This is a genomic window from Streptomyces sp. R-07 (assembly GCF_049913175.1).
Lineage (GTDB): Bacteria > Actinomycetota > Actinomycetes > Streptomycetales > Streptomycetaceae > Streptomyces.
Map to the genome: position 1 here is coordinate 4,846,971 of NZ_CP183978.1, position 23,274 is coordinate 4,870,244.

The 23,274-nt window shown below is 73.1% G+C and carries 15 protein-coding genes; 11 read left to right on the forward strand and 4 right to left on the reverse strand.

Translation table 11 applies throughout. The features are described 5' to 3' along the window. Positions 1 to 88 precede the first annotated feature (88 nt). Entirely contained in the window at positions 89 to 1,213 is a 1,125-nt protein-coding gene (locus ACN9M0_RS22340; RefSeq protein WP_030211425.1) for a GuaB3 family IMP dehydrogenase-related protein, read from the forward strand. A gap of 69 nt (positions 1,214 to 1,282) precedes the next feature. Here ACN9M0_RS22340 and ACN9M0_RS22345 read toward each other — a convergent pair whose 3' ends face one another. From ACN9M0_RS22345 to ACN9M0_RS22355, 3 genes are all read right to left on the reverse strand, one after another. Continuing rightward, positions 1,283 to 1,774: a hypothetical protein gene (locus ACN9M0_RS22345; RefSeq protein WP_399695866.1), complete on the reverse strand. Its 492-nt coding sequence runs from the start codon at positions 1,772 to 1,774 to the stop codon at positions 1,283 to 1,285. Positions 1,775 to 1,883: 109 nt separating this feature from the next. Further along, entirely contained in the window at positions 1,884 to 2,147 is a 264-nt protein-coding gene (locus ACN9M0_RS22350; RefSeq protein ID WP_366036385.1) for a hypothetical protein, read from the reverse strand. A gap of 112 nt (positions 2,148 to 2,259) precedes the next feature. Beyond that, on the reverse strand, positions 2,260 to 3,501 hold the full coding sequence (locus ACN9M0_RS22355) for a nucleotide sugar dehydrogenase (protein WP_366036384.1): 1,242 nt from the start codon (positions 3,499 to 3,501) through the stop codon (positions 2,260 to 2,262). A 266-nt stretch (positions 3,502 to 3,767) separates the two neighbouring features. Between ACN9M0_RS22355 and ACN9M0_RS22360 the strand changes: the two genes are divergently transcribed. The 6 genes from ACN9M0_RS22360 (at position 3,768) to ACN9M0_RS22385 (ending at position 17,055) form a co-directional block, all read left to right on the forward strand. Further along, positions 3,768 to 5,474, forward strand: coding sequence for a glycerol-3-phosphate dehydrogenase/oxidase (locus ACN9M0_RS22360; RefSeq protein WP_426404087.1), 1,707 nt, complete (start codon positions 3,768 to 3,770; stop codon positions 5,472 to 5,474). Positions 5,475 to 5,819: 345 nt separating this feature from the next. Continuing rightward, a complete protein-coding gene (locus ACN9M0_RS22365; protein ID WP_426404088.1) occupies positions 5,820 to 8,195 on the forward strand; it encodes a serine/threonine-protein kinase in 2,376 nt (791 codons plus the stop codon). A 159-nt stretch (positions 8,196 to 8,354) separates the two neighbouring features. Then, on the forward strand, positions 8,355 to 11,489 hold the full coding sequence (locus ACN9M0_RS22370; RefSeq protein WP_426404089.1) for a protein kinase: 3,135 nt from the start codon (positions 8,355 to 8,357) through the stop codon (positions 11,487 to 11,489). Positions 11,490 to 11,650: 161 nt separating this feature from the next. Continuing rightward, positions 11,651 to 13,393, forward strand: coding sequence for a serine/threonine-protein kinase (locus ACN9M0_RS22375; RefSeq protein WP_426404090.1), 1,743 nt, complete (start codon positions 11,651 to 11,653; stop codon positions 13,391 to 13,393). A gap of 152 nt (positions 13,394 to 13,545) precedes the next feature. Then, on the forward strand, positions 13,546 to 15,210 hold the full coding sequence (locus ACN9M0_RS22380; protein ID WP_399695871.1) for a succinic semialdehyde dehydrogenase: 1,665 nt from the start codon (positions 13,546 to 13,548) through the stop codon (positions 15,208 to 15,210). A gap of 39 nt (positions 15,211 to 15,249) precedes the next feature. Continuing rightward, positions 15,250 to 17,055 carry a GMC family oxidoreductase gene (locus ACN9M0_RS22385; protein WP_366039921.1) on the forward strand — a complete coding sequence of 602 codons (1,806 nt, stop codon included), beginning with the start codon at positions 15,250 to 15,252 and terminating at the stop codon, positions 17,053 to 17,055. Between the two features lie 843 nt (positions 17,056 to 17,898). On the opposite strand, the gene ACN9M0_RS22390 is transcribed toward ACN9M0_RS22385, so the two are convergent. Continuing rightward, positions 17,899 to 18,204 carry a chorismate mutase gene (locus ACN9M0_RS22390; protein WP_366039920.1) on the reverse strand — a complete coding sequence of 102 codons (306 nt, stop codon included), beginning with the start codon at positions 18,202 to 18,204 and terminating at the stop codon, positions 17,899 to 17,901. A 325-nt stretch (positions 18,205 to 18,529) separates the two neighbouring features. Between ACN9M0_RS22390 and guaA the strand changes: the two genes are divergently transcribed. The 4 genes from guaA (at position 18,530) to ACN9M0_RS22410 (ending at position 23,261) form a co-directional block, all read left to right on the forward strand. After that, complete coding sequence (gene guaA, locus ACN9M0_RS22395; RefSeq protein WP_366039919.1) at positions 18,530 to 20,122, forward strand: glutamine-hydrolyzing GMP synthase; 1,593 nt, start codon at positions 18,530 to 18,532, stop codon at positions 20,120 to 20,122. Between the two features lie 135 nt (positions 20,123 to 20,257). Beyond that, the gene (locus ACN9M0_RS22400) at positions 20,258 to 21,046 is read left to right on the forward strand and encodes a class II aldolase/adducin family protein (RefSeq protein ID WP_366039918.1); all 789 of its coding nucleotides are present in this window, start codon (positions 20,258 to 20,260) and stop codon (positions 21,044 to 21,046) included. A gap of 216 nt (positions 21,047 to 21,262) precedes the next feature. Continuing rightward, positions 21,263 to 22,495 (forward strand): hypothetical protein, encoded by a 1,233-nt coding sequence (locus ACN9M0_RS22405; RefSeq protein ID WP_399695872.1) that lies wholly within the window; start codon positions 21,263 to 21,265, stop codon positions 22,493 to 22,495. Between the two features lie 316 nt (positions 22,496 to 22,811). Then, a complete protein-coding gene (locus tag ACN9M0_RS22410) occupies positions 22,812 to 23,261 on the forward strand; it encodes a DoxX family protein (protein WP_366039925.1) in 450 nt (149 codons plus the stop codon). Positions 23,262 to 23,274 lie beyond the last annotated feature (13 nt).

Genomic DNA, 23,274 nt, shown 5'->3' on the forward strand with positions numbered 1-23,274 from the left:
GGCGGTTCCGGCATGTGGCCGGAGCCGCCCCTCACGCTTGTGTCGGGGATACTGGTAGGCGCAGACGTAGAGGGAAAGGCCACACATCGTGACTGAGATCGAGATCGGGCGCGGCAAGCGCGGCCGCAGGGCGTACGCGTTCGACGACATCGCCGTCGTCCCGAGCCGGCGCACCCGGGACCCGAAGGAGGTCTCGATCGCCTGGCAGATCGACGCCTACCGCTTCGAGCTGCCGTTCCTGGCCGCGCCGATGGACTCGGTCGTCTCGCCGCAGACCGCCATCCGCATCGGCGAGCTGGGCGGCCTGGGCGTCCTCAACCTGGAGGGCCTCTGGACCCGGTACGAGGACCCGCAGCCGCTCCTCGACGAGATCGCCGAGCTGGACGAGGCGACCGCGACCCGCCGTCTGCAGGAGATCTACGCCGCCCCGATCAAGGAAGAGCTGATCGGGCAGCGCATCAAGGAGGTGCGCGACTCCGGTGTCGTCACCGCCGCCGCGCTCTCCCCGCAGCGCACCGCGCAGTTCTCCAAGGCCGTCGTCGACGCCGGCGTGGACATCTTCGTCATCCGCGGCACGACGGTCTCCGCCGAGCACGTCTCGGGCGCGGCCGAGCCGCTGAACCTGAAGCAGTTCATCTACGAGCTGGACGTCCCGGTCATCGTCGGCGGCTGCGCCACGTACACCGCGGCCCTGCACCTGATGCGCACCGGCGCGGCCGGTGTCCTGGTCGGCTTCGGCGGCGGCGCCGCGCACACCACCCGTAACGTCCTGGGCATCCAGGTCCCGATGGCGACCGCGGTCGCCGACGTGGCCGCCGCCCGCCGCGACTACATGGACGAGTCCGGCGGCCGGTACGTGCACGTCATCGCCGACGGCGGGGTCGGCTGGTCCGGCGACCTGCCGAAGGCGATCGCCTGCGGCGCCGACTCGGTCATGATCGGCTCGCCGCTGGCCCGTGCCACGGACGCGCCCGGCAAGGGCCACCACTGGGGCATGGAGGCCGTCCACGAGGACGTGCCGCGCGGCAAGCTGGTCGACCTGGGCATCGTCGGCACCACCGAGGAGATCCTCGCGGGCCCGTCGCACATCCCGGACGGCTCGATGAACTTCTTCGGCGCCCTGCGCCGCGCGATGGCCACCACGGGCTACAGCGAGCTCAAGGAGTTCCAGCGCGTCGAGGTCACGGTCGCGGACGCCCAGCACAAGCGCTGACGTCTTCCGTACGCATGCGAAGGGGCCCCGCACCGGGTGGTGCGGGGCCCCTTCACATGCGGGGGCGGCCTACTGGGCGGCCTTCTTGGCACCGGAGAACGCGGCGAACGCGGCGAGGGCGAAGAACAGGAACGTCAGGGGGTCCACTTCTTCCTTCCAGGCCGCGGTGAGCACGTCGAAGTGCTCGAAGAAGATCTCGGTGGCGGAGACGTTCAGGTCCTTGGCGGCGAAGATCGAGAGGGCGATCAGCTCGCCGAGGTACACCGAGCCGAGCGAGAGCACGGCGCTGACCACGGACAGCACGGGGTTGTTGCCGCCGGTCTTGCCGGCCGCGAAGCCGATGAGGAAGCCGACGCCGACGGCGGCCCAGCCGATCTCGCGCTCGACGGCGCCGGCGATGCCGCCGTAGAGACCGGCGGCGACGAGCGCCGCGACGAGGGCTGCGACCAGGCCGAGCCCCACGTTGCCGCGCGCGGGAGCGGGCGGCGGGGCCATCGGGTACGGCTGGGGCGCGGCGCCGTCGGCGAACGGGTTGCCGGGCGGCGGGACGGGCTGGCTCATGCGGATTCCCCCCCAGGGAACGGTGAAGAGCGGATGGTCGGGCAGGTGTGGGCGGGGCCGGCGCGGACGTGGGTTCGCGCCGGGCCGGGTCCTTCGCTGCCGGTGGTCGTCAGGCGGAGAGTGCCACGATCACCAGCGTGGCGGGCAGCCCAAGGCCGCACAGGGCCAGGATCCCGCCGAGCAGGCGGAAGCCGACGGCGGGGAGGAACCGGCTGGGCGGCTCCAGGTCGCCGCGGGCCTGCGCGCGCAGTGCGTGGTTGCGCAGCTGGTTCTGTTCCAGCCGCACGGCCGAGTCCTTGACGTTCAGGGCCACGTAGAGACCGGCCGTTCCCACCGTCAGGAAGAAGGCGAGAATCAGCAGAAAGACGATCACGTGGGGCCCCCGGGACGTGCGCGCGGTGCGGATGCGCGCGATTGCCCCGGAGGCTAGCAGTCGGTCATGACAGCGGCATAGGCGAATTCGGTGCGGGCGGCCCTGGTCGGGCTCACAGGCGGTGGGCCGCTCCGGCGGGCGTCGCCCCCCGTGTGTCGAGGAGGAGCTGCGCCTTCACCGAGAGGCCCTGGAGGTCGTACGTGCGGTGGTGCTGGAGGAGGATCGTCAGGTCGGCGTGGGCGGCGGCCTCGTAGAGGGAGTCCGCGCGGGGGACCGGGAGTTCGCGGACCCGCCAGTCGGGGACGTGCGGGTCGTGGTAGCTGACGGCCGCGCCCAGGTCCATGAGGCGGCGGGCGATCTCGTCGGCGGGGGAGCCCTGCCGGTCGGGGAGGTCGGGCTTGTACGTGATGCCGAGGAGCAGGATCCGGGCGCCGCGGGCCGACTTGCCGTGCTCGTTGAGGAGGGTGGCGGCGCGCTGGACGACGTACTGCGGCATGCGTTCGTTGACCTGGCCGGCGAGCTCGACGAGGCGCAGCGGGCGGTGGGTGCCGACGGTGTCGACGGGGAGGCCGTGGCCGCCGACGCCGGGTCCGGGGCGGAAGGCCTGGAAGCCGAAGGGCTTGGTCTCGGCGCAGCGGATGACGTCCCACAGGTCGACGCCGAGTTCGTGGCAGAGGACCGCCATCTCGTTGACGAGGGCGATGTTGACGTGCCGGAAGTTGGTCTCCAGGAGCTTCACCGTCTCCGCCTCGCGGGGTCCACGCGCGCGTACCACCTTGTCGGTGAGCCGGCCGTAGAAGGCGGCCGCGGACTCGGTGCAGGCCGGGGTGAGGCCGCCGATGACCTTGGGGGTGCCGGCGTAGCCGTGGGTGCGGCTGCCGGGGTCGAGGCGGCCGGGGGAGTACGCGAGGTGGAAGTCGCGGCCCGCGCGCAGGCCGGAGCCCGACTCGAGGATCTCGCGGAGGGGGCCCTCGGTGGTGCCCGGGGGGACCGGGGACTCCAGGAGGACGGTGGTGTGGGGGCGCAGCCGGGCGGCGAGCGCGCGGGCCGCGTCGGTGACGGCGGTGAGGTCGAGGGTCCGGTCGGGGCCGAGGGGGGTGGGGGCGCAGAGGACGGCGGTGCGGACCCGGCCGAGCTCGGCGGGGTTGATGGTCGGCCGGAAGCCCCCCGAGAGCATCCGGCGGATCTCGGGGGCGGTGAGCGAGCCGTCGACCGGGGAGCGGCCGGCGGCGAGTTCGGCGACGGGGCGGGGGTCGGTGTCGTAGCCGATGGTGTCGATGCCTGCGGCGGTGGCGGCCTGGGCCAGGGGGAGTCCGTGGTGGCCGAGGCCGATGACGGCGAGATCAGCGGGCATGGGGGGTGGGCCGTCCTTCCCAGTAGCCGGAGGGGACGCGACGCGCAAGCCCGGTGGACAGAACGGGCCGAGCGCAATGTCAGACTAGGCGTAAATATGACCGATATGCGGCATTGTGTGGCCGAAGGTCGCCGAGTGTTATCCACAGGTACGCGGCGAGGCGGTGGCTGAACTCGCGGGACCGGGACAGAATCGAGCTGTGAGCCGGACCACACGGGCCCGGTTCGCGTGCTGGGAAGACGGGGGAACGACGGGAGGCAGCAGCCGTGAGGACAGCGACACTGGGACCCGCCGAGCGCGCCGAGGCGCTCGCGGCCATGGCCGAGCGAGAGCTGGACGTGCTGGTCGTCGGCGCCGGGGTGGTCGGCGCCGGGATCGCGCTCGACGCCGTCACGAGAGGGCTCTCCACCGGCATCGTGGAGGCCCGCGACTGGGCCTCGGGCACCTCCAGCAGGTCCAGCAAGCTCATCCACGGCGGCCTGCGCTATCTGGAGATGCTGGACTTCGCCCTCGTGCGGGAGGCGCTCAAGGAGCGCGGACTGCTCCTGGAGCGGCTCGCACCCCACCTGGTGAAGCCGGTCCCCTTCCTCTACCCGCTCCAGCACAAGGGCTGGGAGCGGTTCTACGCCGGCTCCGGAGTCGCGCTGTACGACGCGATGTCGCTCTCCTCCGACCACGGCCGGGGCCTGCCCGTCCACCGGCACCTCTCCCGGAAGAACGCCCTGCGGGTCGCGCCCTGCCTGAAGAAGGACGCCCTCGTCGGCGCCCTTCAGTACTACGACGCCCAGATGGACGACGCCCGCTTCGTCACCACCCTCGTGCGCACCGCCGCGTCCTACGGCGCCAGGGCCGCCAGCCGGGCCCGCGTCATCGGCTTCCTCCGCGAGGGCGAACGGGTCGTCGGCGCGCGCGTCCAGGACGTCGAGGCCGGGGTCGCGTACGAGATCCGGGCGAAGCAGATCGTCAACGCCACGGGCGTGTGGACGGACGACACCCAGGCCCTCATCGGGGAGCGCGGCCAGTTCCACGTCCGCGCCTCCAAGGGCATCCACCTCGTGGTGCCCAAGGACCGCATCCACTCGACCACCGGACTGATCCTGCGCACCGAGAAGTCCGTGCTGTTCGTCATCCCCTGGGGCCGCCACTGGATCGTCGGCACCACCGACACCGACTGGGACCTCGACAAGGCCCACCCCGCCGCCTCCAGCGCCGACATCGACTACCTCCTGGAGCACGTGAACACCGTGCTCGCCACCCCGCTCACCCGGGACGACGTCCAGGGCGTCTACGCGGGCCTGCGGCCCCTCCTCGCCGGCGAGTCGGACGCCACCAGCAAACTCTCCCGCGAGCACACCGTCGCCCACCCGGTCCCCGGCCTCGTGGTCGTCGCCGGCGGCAAGTACACGACGTACCGCGTGATGGCGAAGGACGCCGTCGACGAGGCGGTGCACGGCCTCGACCAGCGCGTCGCCCCCTGCGTCACCGAGGACACCCCGCTCCTCGGCGCCGAGGGCTACCGGGCCCTGTGGAACGCGCGGGCCAGGATCGCCGCCAGAACCGGCCTGCACGTCGTGAGGGTCGAGCATCTCCTCAACCGCTACGGATCCCTGACGGAGGAGATCCTCGACCTCGTCGCGGCCGACCCGAGCCTCGGCCAACCGCTCGCGGCGGCCGAGGACTACCTGCGCGCCGAGATCGTCTACGCCGCCTCGCACGAGGGAGCGCGCCACCTCGACGACGTCCTCACCAGACGGACCAGGATCTCCATCGAGACCTTCGACCGGGGCACGCTCAGCGCCCGCGAATGCGCGGAACTGATGGCGCCGGTCCTCGGCTGGGACGACCGCCAGATCGAGAAGGAGGTCGAGCACTACGAGAAGCGGGTGGAGGCGGAGCGCGAGTCGCAGCGGCAGCCCGACGACCTGACGGCGGACGCCGCACGGCTCGGGGCGCCTGACATCGTGCCCATCTGACGGGGCGTCCGGGGGAGACGGCAGCGAGGCGGCAGCGGGGCGGCAGGGAGGCAGCAGCGAGGAGGCAGGGAGACAACAGGGAGGCGTCCGGGAGACAGGAGGGGGCGGTACGGGCATCGGAGTGACGTCCGGCGGAATGTCCGGCGGGGTGCCCCGGGGTACGTCCGGCGGGTCCGTGTCCCGTGGGAACCTCGGGGCCGTGCGGAGGCGTCGTATCCCGGAGTGCGGACCCGGGGGCGCCACCCGTCCCGAGGTGAGGGACAATGGCCTCTCTTCCAGGGCGGGTTACCGCATCGCGCGGGAAGCGGCAGACGCGGCGAAGATCAGGGATCGCAGAGGGGACGCATGTCGGAGGCGGAGCAGTCGCGGGACACGGCGAGGGACCCCAGGCGGGACGCCGCCGCGGGGGCCGCGACCGACGGCGACCGAGGAGCGGTTCCGGCCGCGCGTGAGCCGGAGCGGGACACGAAGGACGCGCAGGTCAGCCGGGGTGCGCAGGCCCCGGAGGACGGGCGTGAGCCGGAGCCGGGCGTCGAGGACGCGAAGCCCGCGCGGTCCGCGGAGGACCTCGCGGACCCGGTGCGCGGCGAGGGCGCGGAGAGCGCCGGCGACGCCGTCCCGGACGTGAAGGACCCTCAGGACGCGCCGTCCGACCGGGCGACGGGTGCGAACGGGACCGCCACCGGTGGCGACGCCGGCGCGGCCGGTCGGCTGCCCGGGACCGAGCCGTCGACCGGGCGGGCCGGTTTCGGCGCCGGGGACGGCGACGGCGAGAACGACCGCCGGACGGGCGCCGGAACCGCGCGCGGCGGCGACCGGCTCCGCAAGGCACCGGCCGGCGAGGGGCGGCTGCTCGCGGGCCGCTACCGGCTCGGCGCGGTCCTCGGACGCGGCGGCATGGGCACCGTGTGGCGCGCCGTCGACGAGACCCTCGGCCGCACCGTCGCCGTCAAGGAGCTCCGCTTCCCCACCAGCATCGACGAGGACGAGAAGCGACGCCTCATCACCCGGACCCTGCGCGAGGCGAAGGCCATCGCCCGGATCCGCAACAACGGCGCCGTGACCGTGTACGACGTCGTCGACGAGGACGACCGCCCGTGGATCGTCATGGAGCTCATCGAGGGCAAGTCCCTCGCCGACGCCGTCCGTGAGGACGGCACGCTCACGCCCCGGCGCGCCGCCGAGGTCGGCCTCGCCATCCTCGACGTGCTGCGTTCGGCGCACCGCGAGGGCATCCTGCACCGCGACGTGAAGCCGTCCAACGTGCTGATCGCCGAGGACGGCCGGGTCGTCCTCACCGACTTCGGCATCGCCCAGGTGGAGGGCGATCCCTCGATCACCTCCACCGGCATGCTCGTCGGCGCCCCCTCGTACATCTCCCCGGAGCGCGCCCGCGGCCACAAGCCCGGTCCGGCCGCCGACATGTGGTCGCTGGGCGGCCTCATCTACGCGGCGGTCGAAGGCAGCCCGCCGTACGACAAGGGCTCCGCCATCGCCACCCTCACGGCCGTGATGACCGAGCCGGTCGACCCGCCGAAGAACGCGGGCCCCGAGCTGGAGCAGGTCATCTACGGCCTGCTCGCCAAGGACCCCGCGCAGCGGCTCGACGACGCCCGCGCCCGGGTCCTGCTGCGGGCCGTGCTCGACGCACCCGAGGCGGCACCCGTGGCCTCGCCCGAGGTCACCACCGTCGTACCGCTGCCGCCGCGCCCCGAGCAGGCTCCGGTGGCCCCGGCGGCCGACAGCGCTCCCGACGCCGCCGCCGAACGGATGCGGGGCGCGCTGAAGTCCGTACGGAACGCGGCGGCGTCCGTGAAGGCCGAACCGAAGCCGAGCCCGGCGACCCAGCCGCTGCGGGGCGGCGGCAAGCCGGCCCCGGCCCGCGCGCCGCTGACCGACGTCGTACCGCGCCGCACCCTCGTGATCATCGCCGCGGTCGCCGTACTCGCCGTGCTCGGGACGATCCTCGCGGTCTCCCTCGGCGGCGGGGGAGACGAGGCCAACCAGGGCAAGGGCGACGGGGGCACCACGGCCTCGGCCGGTGCCTCGGCCGGAGGCGACGGCTCGGCGGGCGCCGACGGTTCCGGTGGTTCCGGTGGCGCCCAGGGCCAGTCCTCGGGCGGCCCCGGCCAGCAGGGCGGCGCCCAGCCCGGCGGCGACGGCAGCACGGGTTCCACGGGCACCGACGGCACGACGGGGTCCACGGACGGGCAGAACGGCACCACGCCCACCGGCAAGCCCGGCGGCGAGGCGGGCGCGAAGCTGCCCGCCGGCTACAGCGTCGTCACCAACGGCCGGCTCCACTTCTCGATGGCGATGCCCTCGTCCTTCACGTTCCACTCGATCCCGGGATACGCCCTCGGCGGGATATACAACGAGAGCGGCGGCTTCCCGCGCGTCCAGGTCGACTACAACGGCAGCCCGAAGGACGACGCGGCGAGCGCCTGGGAGCTGGCCAGGTACGGCGTGGCCGCCACCAGCCAGGACTACAAGCACCTCGGCATAAGGACGGTCTCCTACAAGGGCTACCCGACCGTCGCCGACTGGGAGTTCGAGCGCACCCAGAAGGGCGTCCGCGTCCACGTGCTCAACCGCGGCTTCAAGGTGGACGCCACGCACGGCTACTCCATCATGATCAGCTGCGCGGCGGACGAGTGGAACGGCGCGGAGTGCAGGACGCTGCGGGAGACGGCGTTCGCCACGTTCAGCCCCAAGGACTGACCGGTGCCACGTATCGTGAGGTTCGCGGACCGAACGCAACCGAACAGAGCCGACAACTGCACGGTGCCGGACCGGAACTGACGGACTCGCGTGATCCCGCCCGATCCCGAGGGATCCGCGGGTCCACGGGGGAACAGCGTGCGCGCGTGGGGAGGCGTCGTGGACGACTACGCGGGAAGGGTGCTCGCCGACCGCTACCGCCTGCCGCTGCCGCCGGCGGACGCCGAAGCGTACGAACCGGTGGAGACGCGCGCCTTCGACACCTACAGCGGGCAGGAGGTCCTGGTCCGCCAGGTGCCGCTGCCGGAGTTCGTCGACGCCGAGGTGCTCGACGGCCGGGGCGGCCCCTCCGGACCCGACGGCGGCGCGGGGCGGGCCACCCGCCGGCCCGCCGAGCCCGTGGTGCGCCGGGCGATCGAGGCGGCCCAGGCCGCTGCGCAGATCCCCGACCATCCCCTTCTCGACCAGGTCTTCGACGTCTTCGCCGAGGCCGGCTCGCTGTGGATAGTGAGCGAGCGCGTGGAGGCCAGACCACTGGCCGCGCTCCTCGCCGAGCGGCCCCTCAACCCGTACCGCGCGGCCGAGATAGGCGCCGACGTCCTCACCGCCCTCCGCGCGCTCCACGCCCACGGCTGGGTGCACCGGAACATCACCGCCCGGACCGTGCTCGTCTGCGACGACGGCCGCGTGGTCCTCACCGGCCTGGCGGTGGGCGCCGCCGAGGAAGCCCTCTGCGGCTACGCGACGGTCCCGGAACCGGCCGACGAGTTCGCGTCGCCGGAGACGGGGGCGGAGGAGTACGAGAGCGGTCCGTACGCACCTGAGGGGGACGAGGACGAGGCGTACGCAGGCGAGGCGTACGAGGCGGAGCCGTACGGGACGGAGACGTACGGGGCGGAGGGGGACGGCTCCGAGACGTACGGGGCCGAGGTGTACGAGGCCGAGGCTTACGAGCCCGGGACGTACGAGTCCGGGACGTACGAGCCCGAGACCTACGAGCCCGGGGACGGGGTTCACGAGGTCGAGGTGTACGTGCCTGAGCCGTACGTGCCTGGGCCGTACGCGCCTGAGCCTTACATAGCCGCCGAGGAGTACGGCACCGAGGAGTACGGCACCGAGGAGTACGGCACCGAGGAGTACGGCTCCGAGAGGTACGGCTCCGAGGAGTACGGCTCCGGCCAAGGCGAAGGCGGCGAGGAGCCGGACGACGGGCTGCCCGCAGGGGAGGCCGGTACCCCCGGCCCCGACGCGTACGGTGCCGACCCCTACGGGCGGGCCGCCCCGGCCGTCGCCGAGACGCAGCCCGTGGTCGCCCCGCCCACCGCCGACGTGCGGGCCGCGCGGGCCGGGGCCATCGCCGCGTACCGGGCCGGTGCCCGCGCCGCCGCCCGGCTCGGCGAGACCGGGGCGCTCCCCGTCCAGCGTCCCGCACCGCCGGAGACGCCCGGGCCGCCCCCGCCGCCGACGGCGCAGGCCTCCGGCGCGCCCGAGCCGCAGTGGTGGGCGCGGGTGGCGGACGACGAGGACGACGAGGACGACGGCGACGAGCCGTACGGCGGCGGCCCGCAGGCCGGCCCGCCGCCGCGCGTGATGCTGGCCGGAAGCTGGAGCGACGGCCCGCACGCCTCGCGGGACGGATCCGGGCCGATCCCGGCCGGTGGCGGCTCCGTGCTGCCCGGTTCGGGCCGGCCGGCGCTGCCCGCCGGGTACACGCCGGCGACTCCGGACCGCACGCGCCTCCCGGTCCCCGCCGGCGCACGGGAGGAGGCACCCGTCGCGATCCCGGCCCAGGCGCACCGAGGCCCGACCACGCGGCTCACCGCCGAACGGGCCCGCCAGACACGGATAGCGGTCGTCGGCGCCGTGACCGAGCGCTGGGCGCCCGAGCAGGCAGGTCCCGTGCACGAGAACTGGCGCCTCGCCCCGCCGATCGGCCCCGCGACCGACCTGTGGGCGCTCGGCGCGCTCCTCTACCGGGCCGTCCAGGGCCACGCCCCGTACCCCGAGGACAACGCGGCCGAGCTCGTCCAGCTGGTCTGCGCCGAGCCGCCGGCCTTCGCCGAGGAGTGCGGGCCCCTGCGCCCGGTCGTGGAGTCCCTGCTGCGCCAGGACCCCACCGAGCGGCCCGACTTCGAGGAGCTGCGCGGCTGGCTGCGCTCCCTCGTCCGCTCGGCGCCGGAGCCGGACGCCGGGCTCGGAGTCGTACCGCTGCCGTCGTTCGACGAGGCCCGGCTTCCGATCGTGCGGCGGCGCGGCGAGCTGGTGCGCCGGTGGCGCGGGGGAGCGGGGGCGGGCCGCCACCGCCACAAGCGCGCCAAGGACCCGCGCCCGGCGGCCCGGCACGAGACCGCCGGGGTCGCCGAGTACGGCCCCGACCACGGCGGCCACGAGCACGCCCACGCGCGCGTACAGCCGGATTATCGCCAGGACTACCGCGAGGACTACCGCGAGGAGTTCCGAGAGGACTTCGACGGCGAACTCCCGCAGCGCGCCCCACGCGCCCCACGCGCCCCACGCGCCCCACGCGCCCCACGCGCCCCACGCGCTCCACGCGCCTCCCGGTCCCCCCGCGCCTCTCGGGACTCCGGCTCCCCGCGCGCCCTCGGCCGTACGCTTCTGATCCTGGTGTTCCTGCTGCTCGCGGGAGCCGTCGCGTACGCCGTCCTGTTCATGCCCGGCGCGGGAGAGCAACCGACCACGCCGACCACGCCCACGACCGCACCGCCGGCCGGTACGACCAAGCCCAGCAGCGCCCCGTCCGCGACCACGAAGCCACCGGCCGAACCGACCGCGAAGCCGGCCACCACCCCGCCCGCGGCGGACCCTTCGGCTCCCGCGCTCGCCGCCGGGTACGCCGTGCGCCAGGACCCGGAGGGCTTCCGGATCGGGGTCCCGAAGGCATGGCGGCGCAGCCCGATCAACGACGCGGGCCAAGTGCGCTACACGGGCGGCGATTTCACCCTGATCGTCGTCCCCGGCCGGGACAGCGTCCGGGACAACGGCTCGGACCCGCTGGAGTACCAGAACGTCAAGGAGCGCGAGCTGGAGCCGTACCGGTCGTCCAGCTGGTCGCAGCAGGAGAAGGCGCGCCGGGTGGACATCGGCCGGACGCCGACGGCCGAGGGGAACTACACCTGGACGGACAGCACGGGCCGTCAGGTGTTCGTACGCAATCTCGCCCTCATCGACGGCGGCCGGTACCACGTCGTCCAGGTCATCGGACCGGAGAGCGACCGCGACAAGGTCTCCGAGATCTACGAGCAGGCCACGAAGGCGTTCCGTCCGGGACGGTGAAATCGGGCGCCGCATCGGACGGCGAATCGGACGGAGTGTCGACCGGAGCGCCGGAATCCCCATCGGCCCCCGGTCACAGTGCTGTTCCTATGACCGCCCCGAGGTTCCGCCGCCCGTACCCACCTCCGTAACCTGGCATCAGAAGGAACGGGCGGGGGCAAGTGGAACATTCTCAGGACACAGGGGCGGGGCTGCTGCTCGCCGGTCGCTACCGGCTGGGCGAGTCCATCGGACGCGGCGGCATGGGCAAGGTCTGGCGCGCGCACGACGAGGTCCTGCACCGCGTGGTGGCGGTGAAGGAGCTGACGGCGGGCCGGTTCGTGGCCGAGGCCGACCGGCTCGTGCTGCACGCCCGTACGCAGAAGGAGGCGCGGGCCGCCGCCCGGATCACGCACCCGGGTGTGGTGACCGTCCACGACGTCCTGGAGCACGACAACCGGCCGTGGATCGTGATGCAGTACGTCGACGGGCCCTCGCTCGCCGACGCCGCCAAGGAGGCCGGCACGATCGAGCCCCGCGAGGCGGCCAGGATCGGGCTGCACGTCGTCGGCGCGCTGCGCGCCGCGCACACGGCCGGGGTGCTGCACCGGGACGTCAAGCCGGGCAACGTGCTGCTCGCACGCGACGGGCGCGTCCTCATCACCGACTTCGGGATCGCGGCGATCGAGGGGGACTCGACGATCACCCGGACCGGCGAGATCGTCGGCTCCATCGACTACCTGGCGCCCGAGCGCGTCCAGGGCGGTGACCCGGGCCCCGCCTCCGACCTCTGGTCCCTCGGCGCCACGCTCTACACGGCGGTGGAGGGCACCTCGCCGTTCCGCCGCACCTCCCCGATCAGCACCATGCAGGCCGTGGTGGCCGAGGAGCCGCCGTACCCGGAGAAGGCCGGGCCGCTGGCCTCCGTCATCGTGGCCCTGCTCCGCAAGGACCCGGCGCAGCGGCCGCGCGCGGACGAGGCCGAGCGGATGCTGCTCGACGCGATGGAGGGGCGGGCGCCGACGGCGGCCCAGGCGTACGTGCCGACCCAGCGGGTGGCCAGGGAGGACCTGGACTCGGCGGCGGGCGCGCACGGCCCGGGCGGCGAAGTCCGTACGGCGGACGGCTCGGGTACGGGCATGGGTACGGGTACGGGTACGGAGAGCCTGGAGGGCGGGCCGAGGAAGGCCACCACGCCGTGGCCCCAGCCGGCCCAGCTGCAGCAGCCGTCACACGTACCCCACCAGCCCCACCACCCCCACACGCCTCAGGGGCCCGCGACCCGCCTCCCCGCCACCCCGCCCTCCTCCGGCCGGGGCCGCTGGCGCTCCGCCGTTCTCGCGGCGCTGCTCGCCGGGGTCGTCGCCGGCGGTGCCGTCTTCGCCGCCATGAACTACGCGGGTGGAAACCGCCACCCCGGCGGCGGACGGACCACGGCCACGTCCCCCGCCACCAAGGGCACCGGGAACGGCGTCCCGGCCGGCTGGCACCGCGTCGAGGACCCGGACGGGTTCAGCCTCCTGGTGCCGAACGGCTGGAAGCGGCAGAAGGAGGGCGACCAGATCGACTACACCCCGGACAACGGCAAGCACCGCATCCGGATCAGCGTCGACCGGAGCCCCGACTTCGAGAACCCGTACATGCACGCCCTCGACCTGGAGCCCCTCCTCGAGAAGCGCATGGACTACGTGCGGGTCAAGCTCAACCAGACCACCTACCGCGACCAGGTCCGCTCCTGTCTGTGGGAGTTCACCTGGACCGAGAAGAAGGACTTCCCCGGGCCGCGGCACGCGATCGACCTCATGTACTACGAGGACGACGGCACGGAGTACGCGATCTACATGTCCTCGCCGGAGTCGAGCTGGGAGACCACCCGGGAGCAGTTCGACATCGTCCTCCAGCACTGGCGGGCGCCGGGGGCCTGAGGGGCGGAAAAATCTCCGCGCTCGGCCTCCGGCGGCCGTAAGCCGCTGATCAGGACTTATGTGCCAGTGATCGCTGGCGCTATGTGTGCGGACGGTGAAAACGCGTTACCGACGGGTACCCAAAGGCCGGAACGCGGCCTACGCTCGGCCTCATGACGGACTCGCAGGCCCCCGCCGCCCCCTCGGTTCCCGACGCCGCCGCCGAGGCGGCCCGCCCGGCCGCCCCCGCCGGCGCGACCAACCCGGTCGCGCCCGCGCCCGCCGGTGCGCGGACCGCCGCCGACGTCGTGACGCCCGAGCTGGTCGCCCGGCTCACGCGGGGCGTCGCCGGCTCGGGCCGCACCGCCAACCACACCCCCTTCACCGGGGAGAAGCTGGCGGACCTGCCCGAGTCCACCCCCGAGGACGTCGCCGAGGCCTTCACGCGCGCGCGTGCCGCCCAGGCCGCCTGGGCCGCCACCCCGGTCAGGGCCCGCGCCGCCGTCCTCCTGCGCTTCCACGACCTCGTCCTCCAGCGGCAGGCCGAGGTCCTCGACCTCATCCAGCTGGAGACGGGCAAGGCCCGCCTGCACGCCCACGAGGAGGTCCAGGCGGTGGCCGTCGCCGCCCGCCACTACGGCCGCAAGGCCTCCTCCTACCTGCGCGCCAAGCGCCACACCGGCGTCGTGCCGACCCTCACCAAGGTCACCGAGCTGCGCCAGCCGCGCGGGGTCGTCGGCCAGATCGCGCCGTGGAACTACCCGCTCGAGCTGTCCGTCGGCGACGCGCTCCCCGCCTTCGTCTCGGGCAACGCCGTCGTCATGAAGCCCGACACGGAGACCGCGCTCACCGCCCTCTGGGCCCGTGACCTGCTCATCGAGGCCGGCCTCCCCGCCGAGGTCTTCCAGGTCGTGCTCGGCGAGGGCCCGGTCGTCGGCCCCGCGGTCGTCGAGCACGCCGACTACGTCTCCTTCACCGGCTCCACCCGCACCGGCCGTGAGGTCGCCCGCGGCGCCGCCGCCCGGCTCGTCGGCGTCTCCCTCGAACTCGGCGGCAAGAACGCGATGCTCGTCCTCAAGGACGCCGACATCGAGAAGGCCGCCGCCGGAGCCGTCCGCGCCTGCTTCTCCTCCGCCGGACAGCTCTGCATCTCCATCGAGCGGCTGTACGTGCACGAGTCGGTCGCCGACGCCTTCCTCGACCGCTTCGCCGCCCGCACCAAGGCCATGCGGCTGGGCAACTCCCTCGCGTACGGGGCGGACATGGGCTCCCTCGTCGGCGAGCGGCAGCTGGAGACCGTCACCAAGCACGTCGAGGAGGCCGTCGCCAAGGGCGCCACGCTCGTCGCGGGCGGCGTCGCCCGCCCCGACATCGGCCCCCTCTTCTACGAGCCGACCATCCTCGACGGCGTCGAGGCCCCGATGGCCGTCTGCGGCGAGGAGACCTTCGGCCCGGTCGTCTCCGTCTACCGCTTCACCGACGAGGACGAGGTCGTCGAGCTGGCCAACGCCACCCCGTACGGCCTCAACTCCTCCGTCTGGACGACGGACTCGCGCCGCGGCCACGCCGTCGCGGCCCGGCTGCGCACCGGCACCGTCAACATCAACGAGGGGTACGCCCCGGCCTACGGCAGCGTGCAGTCCCCGATGGGCGGCATGAAGGACTCCGGGCTCGGCCGTCGCCACGGCTCCGAGGGCATCCTCAAGTACACCGAGGCGCAGACCGTCGCCCAGCAGCGGCTCATCCCGCTCGCGCCCTCCTTCGGGATGGACGACGAGAAGTACGCCGCGTTCATGAGCGTGTCCCTGAAGGCGATGAAGGCCCTGCGCCTGCGCTGACGCCCTTTCCTTTTCACACCTTTTCGTACGAGGAGAGCCATGACCGCGGTACCCCCTGCCCAGAATCAGGACGAGGACAGCTCGTACGACTACGACGTCCTCGTCGTCGGCTCCGGCTTCGGCGGTTCGGTCACCGCCCTCCGCCTCACCGAGAAGGGCTACCGGGTCGGCGTCCTGGAGGCCGGCCGGCGCTTCACCCGCGCGAGCCTGCCGAAGAACTCCTGGGACGTGAAGAACTTCCTGTGGGCCCCCGCCCTCGGTCTCTACGGCCTCCAGCGCATCCACCTGCTCGGCAACGTCATGGTGCTCGCCGGCGCCGGCGTGGGCGGCGGCTCCCTCAACTACGCCAACACCCTCTACGTACCGCCCAAGCCCTTCTTCGACGACCCGCAGTGGAAGGACATCACGGACTGGCAGGACGAGCTGGGGCCGTACTACGACCAGGCGAAGCGCATGCTCGGCGTCCGCCTGAACCCGACGATGACCCCCTCCGACGTGCACCTGAAGTCCGCCGCGCAGGCCATGGGCATCGGCGACACCTTCCACATGGCGCCGGTCGGCGTCTTCTTCGGAGACGGCGACGACGCCGACGGTACGGCGAAGGCGAAGCCCGGCGGCGAGGTCGCCGACCCGTACTTCGGCGGCGCGGGCCCGGCCCGGCGGGCCTGCACCGAGTGCGGCGAGTGCATGACCGGCTGCCGCCACGGCGCCAAGAACACCCTCAACGAGAACTACCTCTACCTCGCCGAGAAGGCGGGTGCCACCGTCCACCCCATGACCACCGTCGTCACCGTCACCGAGGACTCGCGGGGCGGTTTCGCGGTGAAGACCCTGCCCACCGACCAGCGGCGGAAGGGGAAGGGCCGCACGTTCACCGCGCGCCGGGTGGTGATCGCGGCCGGCACGTACGGCACGCAGACCCTGCTGCACCGGATGAAGGACAGCGGACTGCTGCCCCGGATCTCGAACCGGCTCGGCGAGCTCACCCGTACCAACTCCGAGGGCCTGGTCGGCGCCCAGACCACCGACCGCCGCTACCGCAAGAAGCACGGCAAGGAGAAGGCCGACTTCACCAGGGGCGTCGCCATCACCTCCTCCGTCCACCCGGACGCCAACACCCACATCGAGCCCGTGCGGTACGGCAAGGGCTCCAACTCCATGGGCAGCCTGACCGTCCTCCAGGTGCCCTACGGGGCCCACCGGGTGCGCAGCTGGTTCCTCAACCTGCTCAAGCACCCGGGGCTCGCCGTCCGCTCGCTCTCCAACTGGCACTGGTCCGAGCGGACCATCATCGGCCTGGTCATGCAGTCCCTCGACAACTCCCTGACGACCTACCGCAAGCCCGGCGGCCTCGGAAAGGGCCTGCTCACGGCCCGCCAGGGGCACGGTGCGCCGAACCCGGTCCAGATCGCCGAGGCCACCCAGGCCGCCAGCCTCCTCGCCGAGGAGATCAACGGCTTCGCCGGCTCCAACGTCGGCGAACTGATGGGCACCCCGCTCACCGCGCACTTCCTGGGCGGCTGCCCGATCGGCACCGACGGCGCGACCGGCGTCATCGACCCGTACCACCGGCTCTTCGGCCACCCCGGGATCTCCGTCGTCGACGGGGCGGCCGTCTCCGCCAACCTCGGCGTCAACCCGTCCCTGACGATCACGGCCCAGGCGGAGCGCGCCATGTCCTTCTGGCCGAACAAGGGCGAGGAGGACCCGCGCCCGCGGCAGGGCGAGGCGTACGTACGGCTCGCGGCGGTCGAGCCGAAGTCCCCCGCCGTTCCGTCCGAGGCCTTCGGCGCCCTGCGGCTGCCGTTCCTGGGGATGCCGGCGGTCCCGCCGAAGAAGGACTGACGTCGGACACGCGTAGATGAAAGGGCGCTGCACCCCCCTCCGAGTGCAGCGCCCTTCCAGCTCTGGTGTTGCTGCATAGATGACCTGCGACCCGAGGAATTGGTTGTAGCGGTTGCACGGGATCTTCGTGTGACGCGCGTCACGTCCCGTGGTCGGGTGTCGCCGGGCGCCGGTGGGCCTCTCCGGGGGTCTCCGGGGCTCCGCGTCTCCGGGTCTCCGGGGCTCCGGGTCTCCGGGCGACGTGCAAGGGCCCCGCGCTCGCGATTCCGGTCGCGGCGCGGGGCCCTTGGGGTCGGCACCGGTGTCAGGGCAGCGGCGGTGCCGAGCGGGGCGGCGCCGGGGGGTTGCGCCGCGAGGGGGAGGGGATCGGGGGACGGGAGGATCGGGGAGATTCGGGGGATCGGGAGATCGGCCGGTTGCGGCCGGCCCCGGGCGTCCCCGGGACCGACCGCCCTTTCTGGGTGACCGGGCTGCTGTCCCCTGCTGTCCGGTCACACGCGCTGGTGCGAGGTCCCACGACGTACCGGAGAGGTACGCCACACGCCCCAGCGAAGCCACGCGTGGTTTCTATTCGGGCCCGCCCCTGGCTGGCACGGACACCCGGACCAACGAAGCCCGGCGGCGGCCGGTCACGCGCCGTACGGGTGAGAGCGGGACCGAACTCAGATGCGGGAACGCACTCGGATGCGTCGCTCGCCCTCCGGGCACGCCTCTCGTGTGCGTTTCTCGGGCACGTGGCTCAGCCGCTTCGCTCAGCCGCTTCGCTCAGCCGCGTCGCTCACGCGCATCGCTCAGGCACGTCGCTCAGCCACTTCGCTCAGGCACGTTCCTGGGGTGCGTCCTTCAGATGCGGCCGCGGCACAGCTCCAGCATCGTCATCGCCAGCGCCGTGCCCGGCTTGCCCAGCGCGTCACGGTAGTGGCCGAGCACCTCCATCTCGCGGGCCAGGTTCACCCGGCGGCCGCCGGAGGAGATCCGGGCCTCCTGGATCACGGCCGAGACGGCCATCCGCTCCTGGATGAGGCCGATGATCCGGTCGTCGAGGGAGTCGATGCGATCACGGGCGTCGCCGATCAGCGTCGCCGCCTCGTCGGTGCGGGCGCCGGTCTGCTCGGTGATGGTCTTCGGGGTGGCGGTGTTCGTCGTCACGGTGGGGCTCCTCGGGGTGTCGGACGCCCTGGAGCGACATGGCCCGGAGACAAGCAGAACGCCCCGGGCCTTGTCGGCCCGGGGCGCCTGGGAAGTCGCTTGTCAGTTGCTCAAGCAGCACGACCATGGCAGCCGGTGGGCCGGTTGCCATAGGTAAACAGGAAGGTCGAGTGCTTGCGCATGGCCTCAGTATGGACCCCCTCCCGAAGCCGGGGACAACCCGGGTTCGGATGGTGAGACGAAAAGCGACACCGCCGCGCCGGTAGAATCGACAAATAGCCCCCCCCTTCGGGGGAACCTCTCCTACCGCCGGAAGGCCGCCGTAGTGTCATCAGCGACTCCCGCTGCCGCGCCCGACGTCTCCAACCCGGACGTAGTCCTCGTTGTCGACTTCGGCGCCCAGTACGCCCAGCTCATCGCCCGTCGCGTCCGTGAGGCGCGGGTCTACAGCGAGATCGTCCCGTCCACCATGCCGGTGGCCGAGATGCTGGCCAAGAACCCGAAGGCGATCATCCTCTCCGGCGGCCCGTCCTCCGTGTACGCGGAGAGCGCCCCGCGCCTCGACCGTGCGCTGTTCGAGGCGGGCGTCCCCGTCTTCGGCATGTGCTACGGCTTCCAGCTGATGGCGACCACCCTCGGTGGCACCGTCGACAACACCGGTGCCCGCGAGTACGGCCGGACCCCGCTGCACGTCTCCAAGGCCGGCTCCACCCTCTTCGAGGGCACCCCGGTCGAGCAGTCCGTGTGGATGTCGCACGGCGACGCCTGCTCCGCCGCCCCCGAGGGCTTCACCGTCACCGCCTCCACGGACGTCGTGCCGGTCGCCGCCTTCGAGAACGACGAGAAGAAGCTGTACGGCGTCCAGTACCACCCCGAGGTGCTGCACTCCACGCACGGCCAGCAGATTCTCGAGCACTTCCTCTACCGCGGCGCCGGCATCGAGCCGAGCTGGACCACGGGCAACGTGATCGACGAGCAGGTCGCGGCCATCCGCGCCCAGGTCGGCACCAAGCGCGCCATCTGTGGTCTCTCCGGCGGCGTCGACTCCGCCGTGGCCGCCGCGCTCGTGCAGAAGGCCATCGGCTCGCAGCTCACCTGCGTGTACGTCGACCACGGTCTGATGCGCAAGGGCGAGACCGAGCAGGTCGAGAAGGACTTCGTGGCCGCCACCGGCGCCAACCTGAAGGTCGTCGACGCGCAGGAGCGGTTCCTCAACGCCCTCGCCGGCGTCTCCGACCCGGAGACCAAGCGGAAGATCATCGGCCGCGAGTTCATCCGGGTCTTCGAGCAGGCGCAGCTGGAGATCCTCCAGGAGGAGGGCCCCGAGGTCGCCTTCCTCGTCCAGGGCACGCTCTACCCGGACATCGTCGAGTCCGGCGGCGGCACCGGCACGGCCAACATCAAGTCCCACCACAACGTGGGCGGCCTCCCCGAGGACCTGGAGTTCGAGCTCGTCGAGCCGCTGCGCCAGCTCTTCAAGGACGAGGTCCGCATGGTCGGCCAGGAGCTCGGCCTGCCCGAGGAGATCGTCCAGCGCCAGCCGTTCCCCGGCCCCGGCCTCGGCATCCGCATCGTCGGCGAGGTCACCAAGGAGCGCCTGGACCTGCTGCGCGACGCCGACGCCATCGCCCGCGAGGAGCTCACCGCGGCCGGCCTCGACCGCGAGATCTGGCAGTGCCCGGTCGTCCTGCTCGCCGACGTCCGCTCAGTGGGCGTCCAGGGCGACGGCCGCACCTACGGTCACCCGATCGTGCTGCGCCCCGTCTCCTCCGAGGACGCCATGACGGCCGACTGGTCGCGCCTGCCCTACGAGGTGCTCGCCAAGATCTCGACCCGCATCACGAACGAGGTCGCCGACGTGAACCGTGTCGTCCTGGACGTCACGAGCAAGCCGCCGGGCACCATCGAGTGGGAGTAAGCCCTCCCGCACGCCACTGAAGCCGCCGCCCCGGTCACCCGGGGCGGCGGCTTCGTCGTGTCCGGGTGTCCGGGGCGTGGCTTCGTCGTGTCCGGGCTCTGGTGAGTTGACCGGCCGGGCGTTACCTTCCGGCGCATGAGCGTGATACCGGACCCCGTCCCCGTCGAACGGCTCCACTTCGCCCTGCCGCCCGTCCACGCGACGGCCCAGGAGGAACGCACCCACCGCAAGCAGCGGCTCGCGGGCGCCCTCCGGCTCTTCGGGCGGCTCGGGTACGAGGAGGGCGTCTCGGGCCACATCACCGCCCGCGACCCGGAGTACCCGGACTGCTTCTGGGTGAACCCCTTCGGGGCACCGTTCGAGGAACTCACCGCGAGCGACCTCATCCTGGTGAACGGCGAGGGACAGGTCGTCCGGGGCGGCCACCACGTCAACCAGGCCGCCTTCACCGTCCACGCCCAGGTCCACCGGGCCCGGCCCGACGCCGTCGCCGTCGCCCACACCCACTCCGTCCACGGACGGGCGCTCGCCGCGCTCGGCGAACTCCTCGACCCGATCACCCAGGAGGCCTGCGCCTTCTACCAGGACCACGCCCTCTACGACGCCTACACCGGCGTCACCGTGGACGCCGAGGAAGGCCGCCGGATCGCCGTCGCCCTCGGCACCTTCAAGGCGATCGTGCTCCGCAACCACGGGCTGCTCACCGTCGGCACCTCCGTCGACGCGGCCGCCTGGTGGTTCATCGCCCTGGAACGCTGCGCCCAGGTCCAGCTGGCCGCGCGAGCCGCCGGCAAGCCCGTTCTCATCGACCACCACGACGCGGTCGCCACCCGGGAACAGCTCGGCAGCGACCTCGTCGCCTGGATCAACTACCAGCCCCTCTGGCGCAGGATCAGCCGAACGGACCCCGAACTCCTGTCGTAACACCATCGCTTCACCCTTCTGTACGTCAATGAGATGGCGCGGCAATCACTCTTCGGCGGGGCGCACGCGGCAGGCGCGGGAGCCGCCGGTGCGGCACAATTCCCTGGAATCAACGGCTGGTTGGCCCTCCGGGGCGCGCCCGGACGCACCGAAGCGGACCGAGGCGGATCGACGCGGACAGAAGCGTGCCGTGATGTGAGCTCGGGAGTGAGCACCGTGGCGGTTCAAGAGGCGAGACAGTACGGCGAGCACGCGACGGCCTGTGCCGGCTGCGCCCACTGCGGGCAGGCCGGTCACCGGCGCGCCGTCGCCGCCTTCCTGGCCCGGCGCGACGAACTCGCCGCCGGGCACGGCGTCCCCGCGGCCGTCGCCCACTCGCCGGTCGCCGCCCGCCAGTGGGTCTCCGACGAGCTCGCCCAGTCCGCCCGCGCGGTCGCCGTGCACGGCCGGGAGGCCGGGCTCGCCTGGCTCGACCGGGTACGGCGCGGCGGCCTCGGCGCCGTCTGGGGTGCCGTCCTCGCCCTCCTCCTCGGCCAGGCCCTCACCGCCATCGGTGGCGGCTGGACCGGTGCCCGCACGGCCGGCCTCTGGACGGCCCTGGTCCTCGCCGTCCTGCTCAGCGCCGCCGCCCACGCCCACCGGGCCCGCGGTGGTCTCCTCGCCCCGCTGATCGGCGAGGACAACCGGCTCTCCACCACCCGCGCCGTCGCCGCCGGCTGGCTCCTGTTCCTCGGCTACACCCTCCTCTTCCTGGCCTTCCGGGCACCGGGCGCGACCGCCTTCGGTCTGGCCCGGGGCGCGGGCCTGCTGACCGTCCTCGCCCTCGTCGCCTCCGTCACCGTCACCGCCCGTCTCGTCGTGGCCCTCGGCATCGCGGCCGGCCGCCTCCAGAAGGTGCGCGCCGACCGTCCGCGCGCCGCCGACCTGGTCTGCGACGACAGCGGCCGGGCCGCCCTCGCCGACGTCCAGTACCTCCTCGTCTCCGGCTCCGTCCTGGCCCTCGCCGCCGTCGGTCTGGTCCGCGCCCCCGACCGGCTCCCCGAGGTGCCCTGGTCCCTCGTGCTGCTCGTCGGCGTCTCGGTGGCCTGGCACCTCGCCGCGAAGTGCACCGAGGGCGTCCGCCCCACGATCCACTCCGTGGTCCGGTCCCGGGAGGCGGGCGATCTCGACGCCCCGATCCGCATGGGGGACGACATCGAGATCCGCGGCTGCGGCTTCGTCCCGCCCGGTGCCGGAGCCCCCGACCCGCTGACCCGTCTGGTCGTCCGGATCGGCCCCGTCCACGCCCACGTGCCGCTGGTCCCGGTCCCGGGCGGCTTCGCCAACCCCACCGACGCGGCCCTGACCGTCCCCCTCCCGGCGGACGTGGAGCCGGGCCGGGTGGAGGTATCGGTCGTCACGGCGGCCGGCGTGGAGACCAACCGGGTCACGATCGACGTCATGGACTGAGCTTCCGGCCCCCCTTCCCCTATCCCGGGCACCGGGTACGAGGAGAATCGTCCCGGGAACAGTCGTACGGGGCGTGGAGAGGTGACCGACGATGACGGGACAGGCGGACCGGACACACGACACGGGCGACGGCCCTGGCGGGACCGGCGACCGGGGTGGGACCGGCGGCCCGGGTGGGACCGGCGGCCCGGGTGGGACCGGTGGGGCGCGCGGCCCGGGCGGCACCGACGGCCCTGGCGAGACCGGCGGCGTCGGCGGGAACGGCGGTGCCGGGCGCTTCGTCGAGCGGAAGCCCACCTTCGACCAGTGGAAGGCGATCGCCTCCCGCTATGCCCTCCTTCCGCTGCGGATCTTCCTCGGGGTCACCTTCGTCTACGCCGGGCTCGACAAACTCACCGACTCCGCCTTCTTCGCCGACACCGGCAGCGGCTCCATCGGCGAGATGATGCGCGGCGTCCGCGACACCTCCGCGATCCCCGCTCTCGTCGACATCGCCCTCAGGAACCCGGCCGGCTTCGGATACGCCATCGCCTTCGGAGAGCTCGCCGTCGGGCTCGGGACCCTCTTCGGTCTCTTCGCCCGACTGGCGGCGCTCGGCGGCGCGCTGATCTCGCTGAGCCTCTGGCTGACCGTGAGCTGGCAGGTCCACCCGTACTACCTCGGCAACGACCTGGCCTATCTGATGTCCTGGCTCCCGCTGCTGCTGGCCGGGGCCCCGGTGCTCTCGCTGGACCGGCTCCTCGACGAACGGCGCCGTATTCGATAGGCGACCCAGGTCG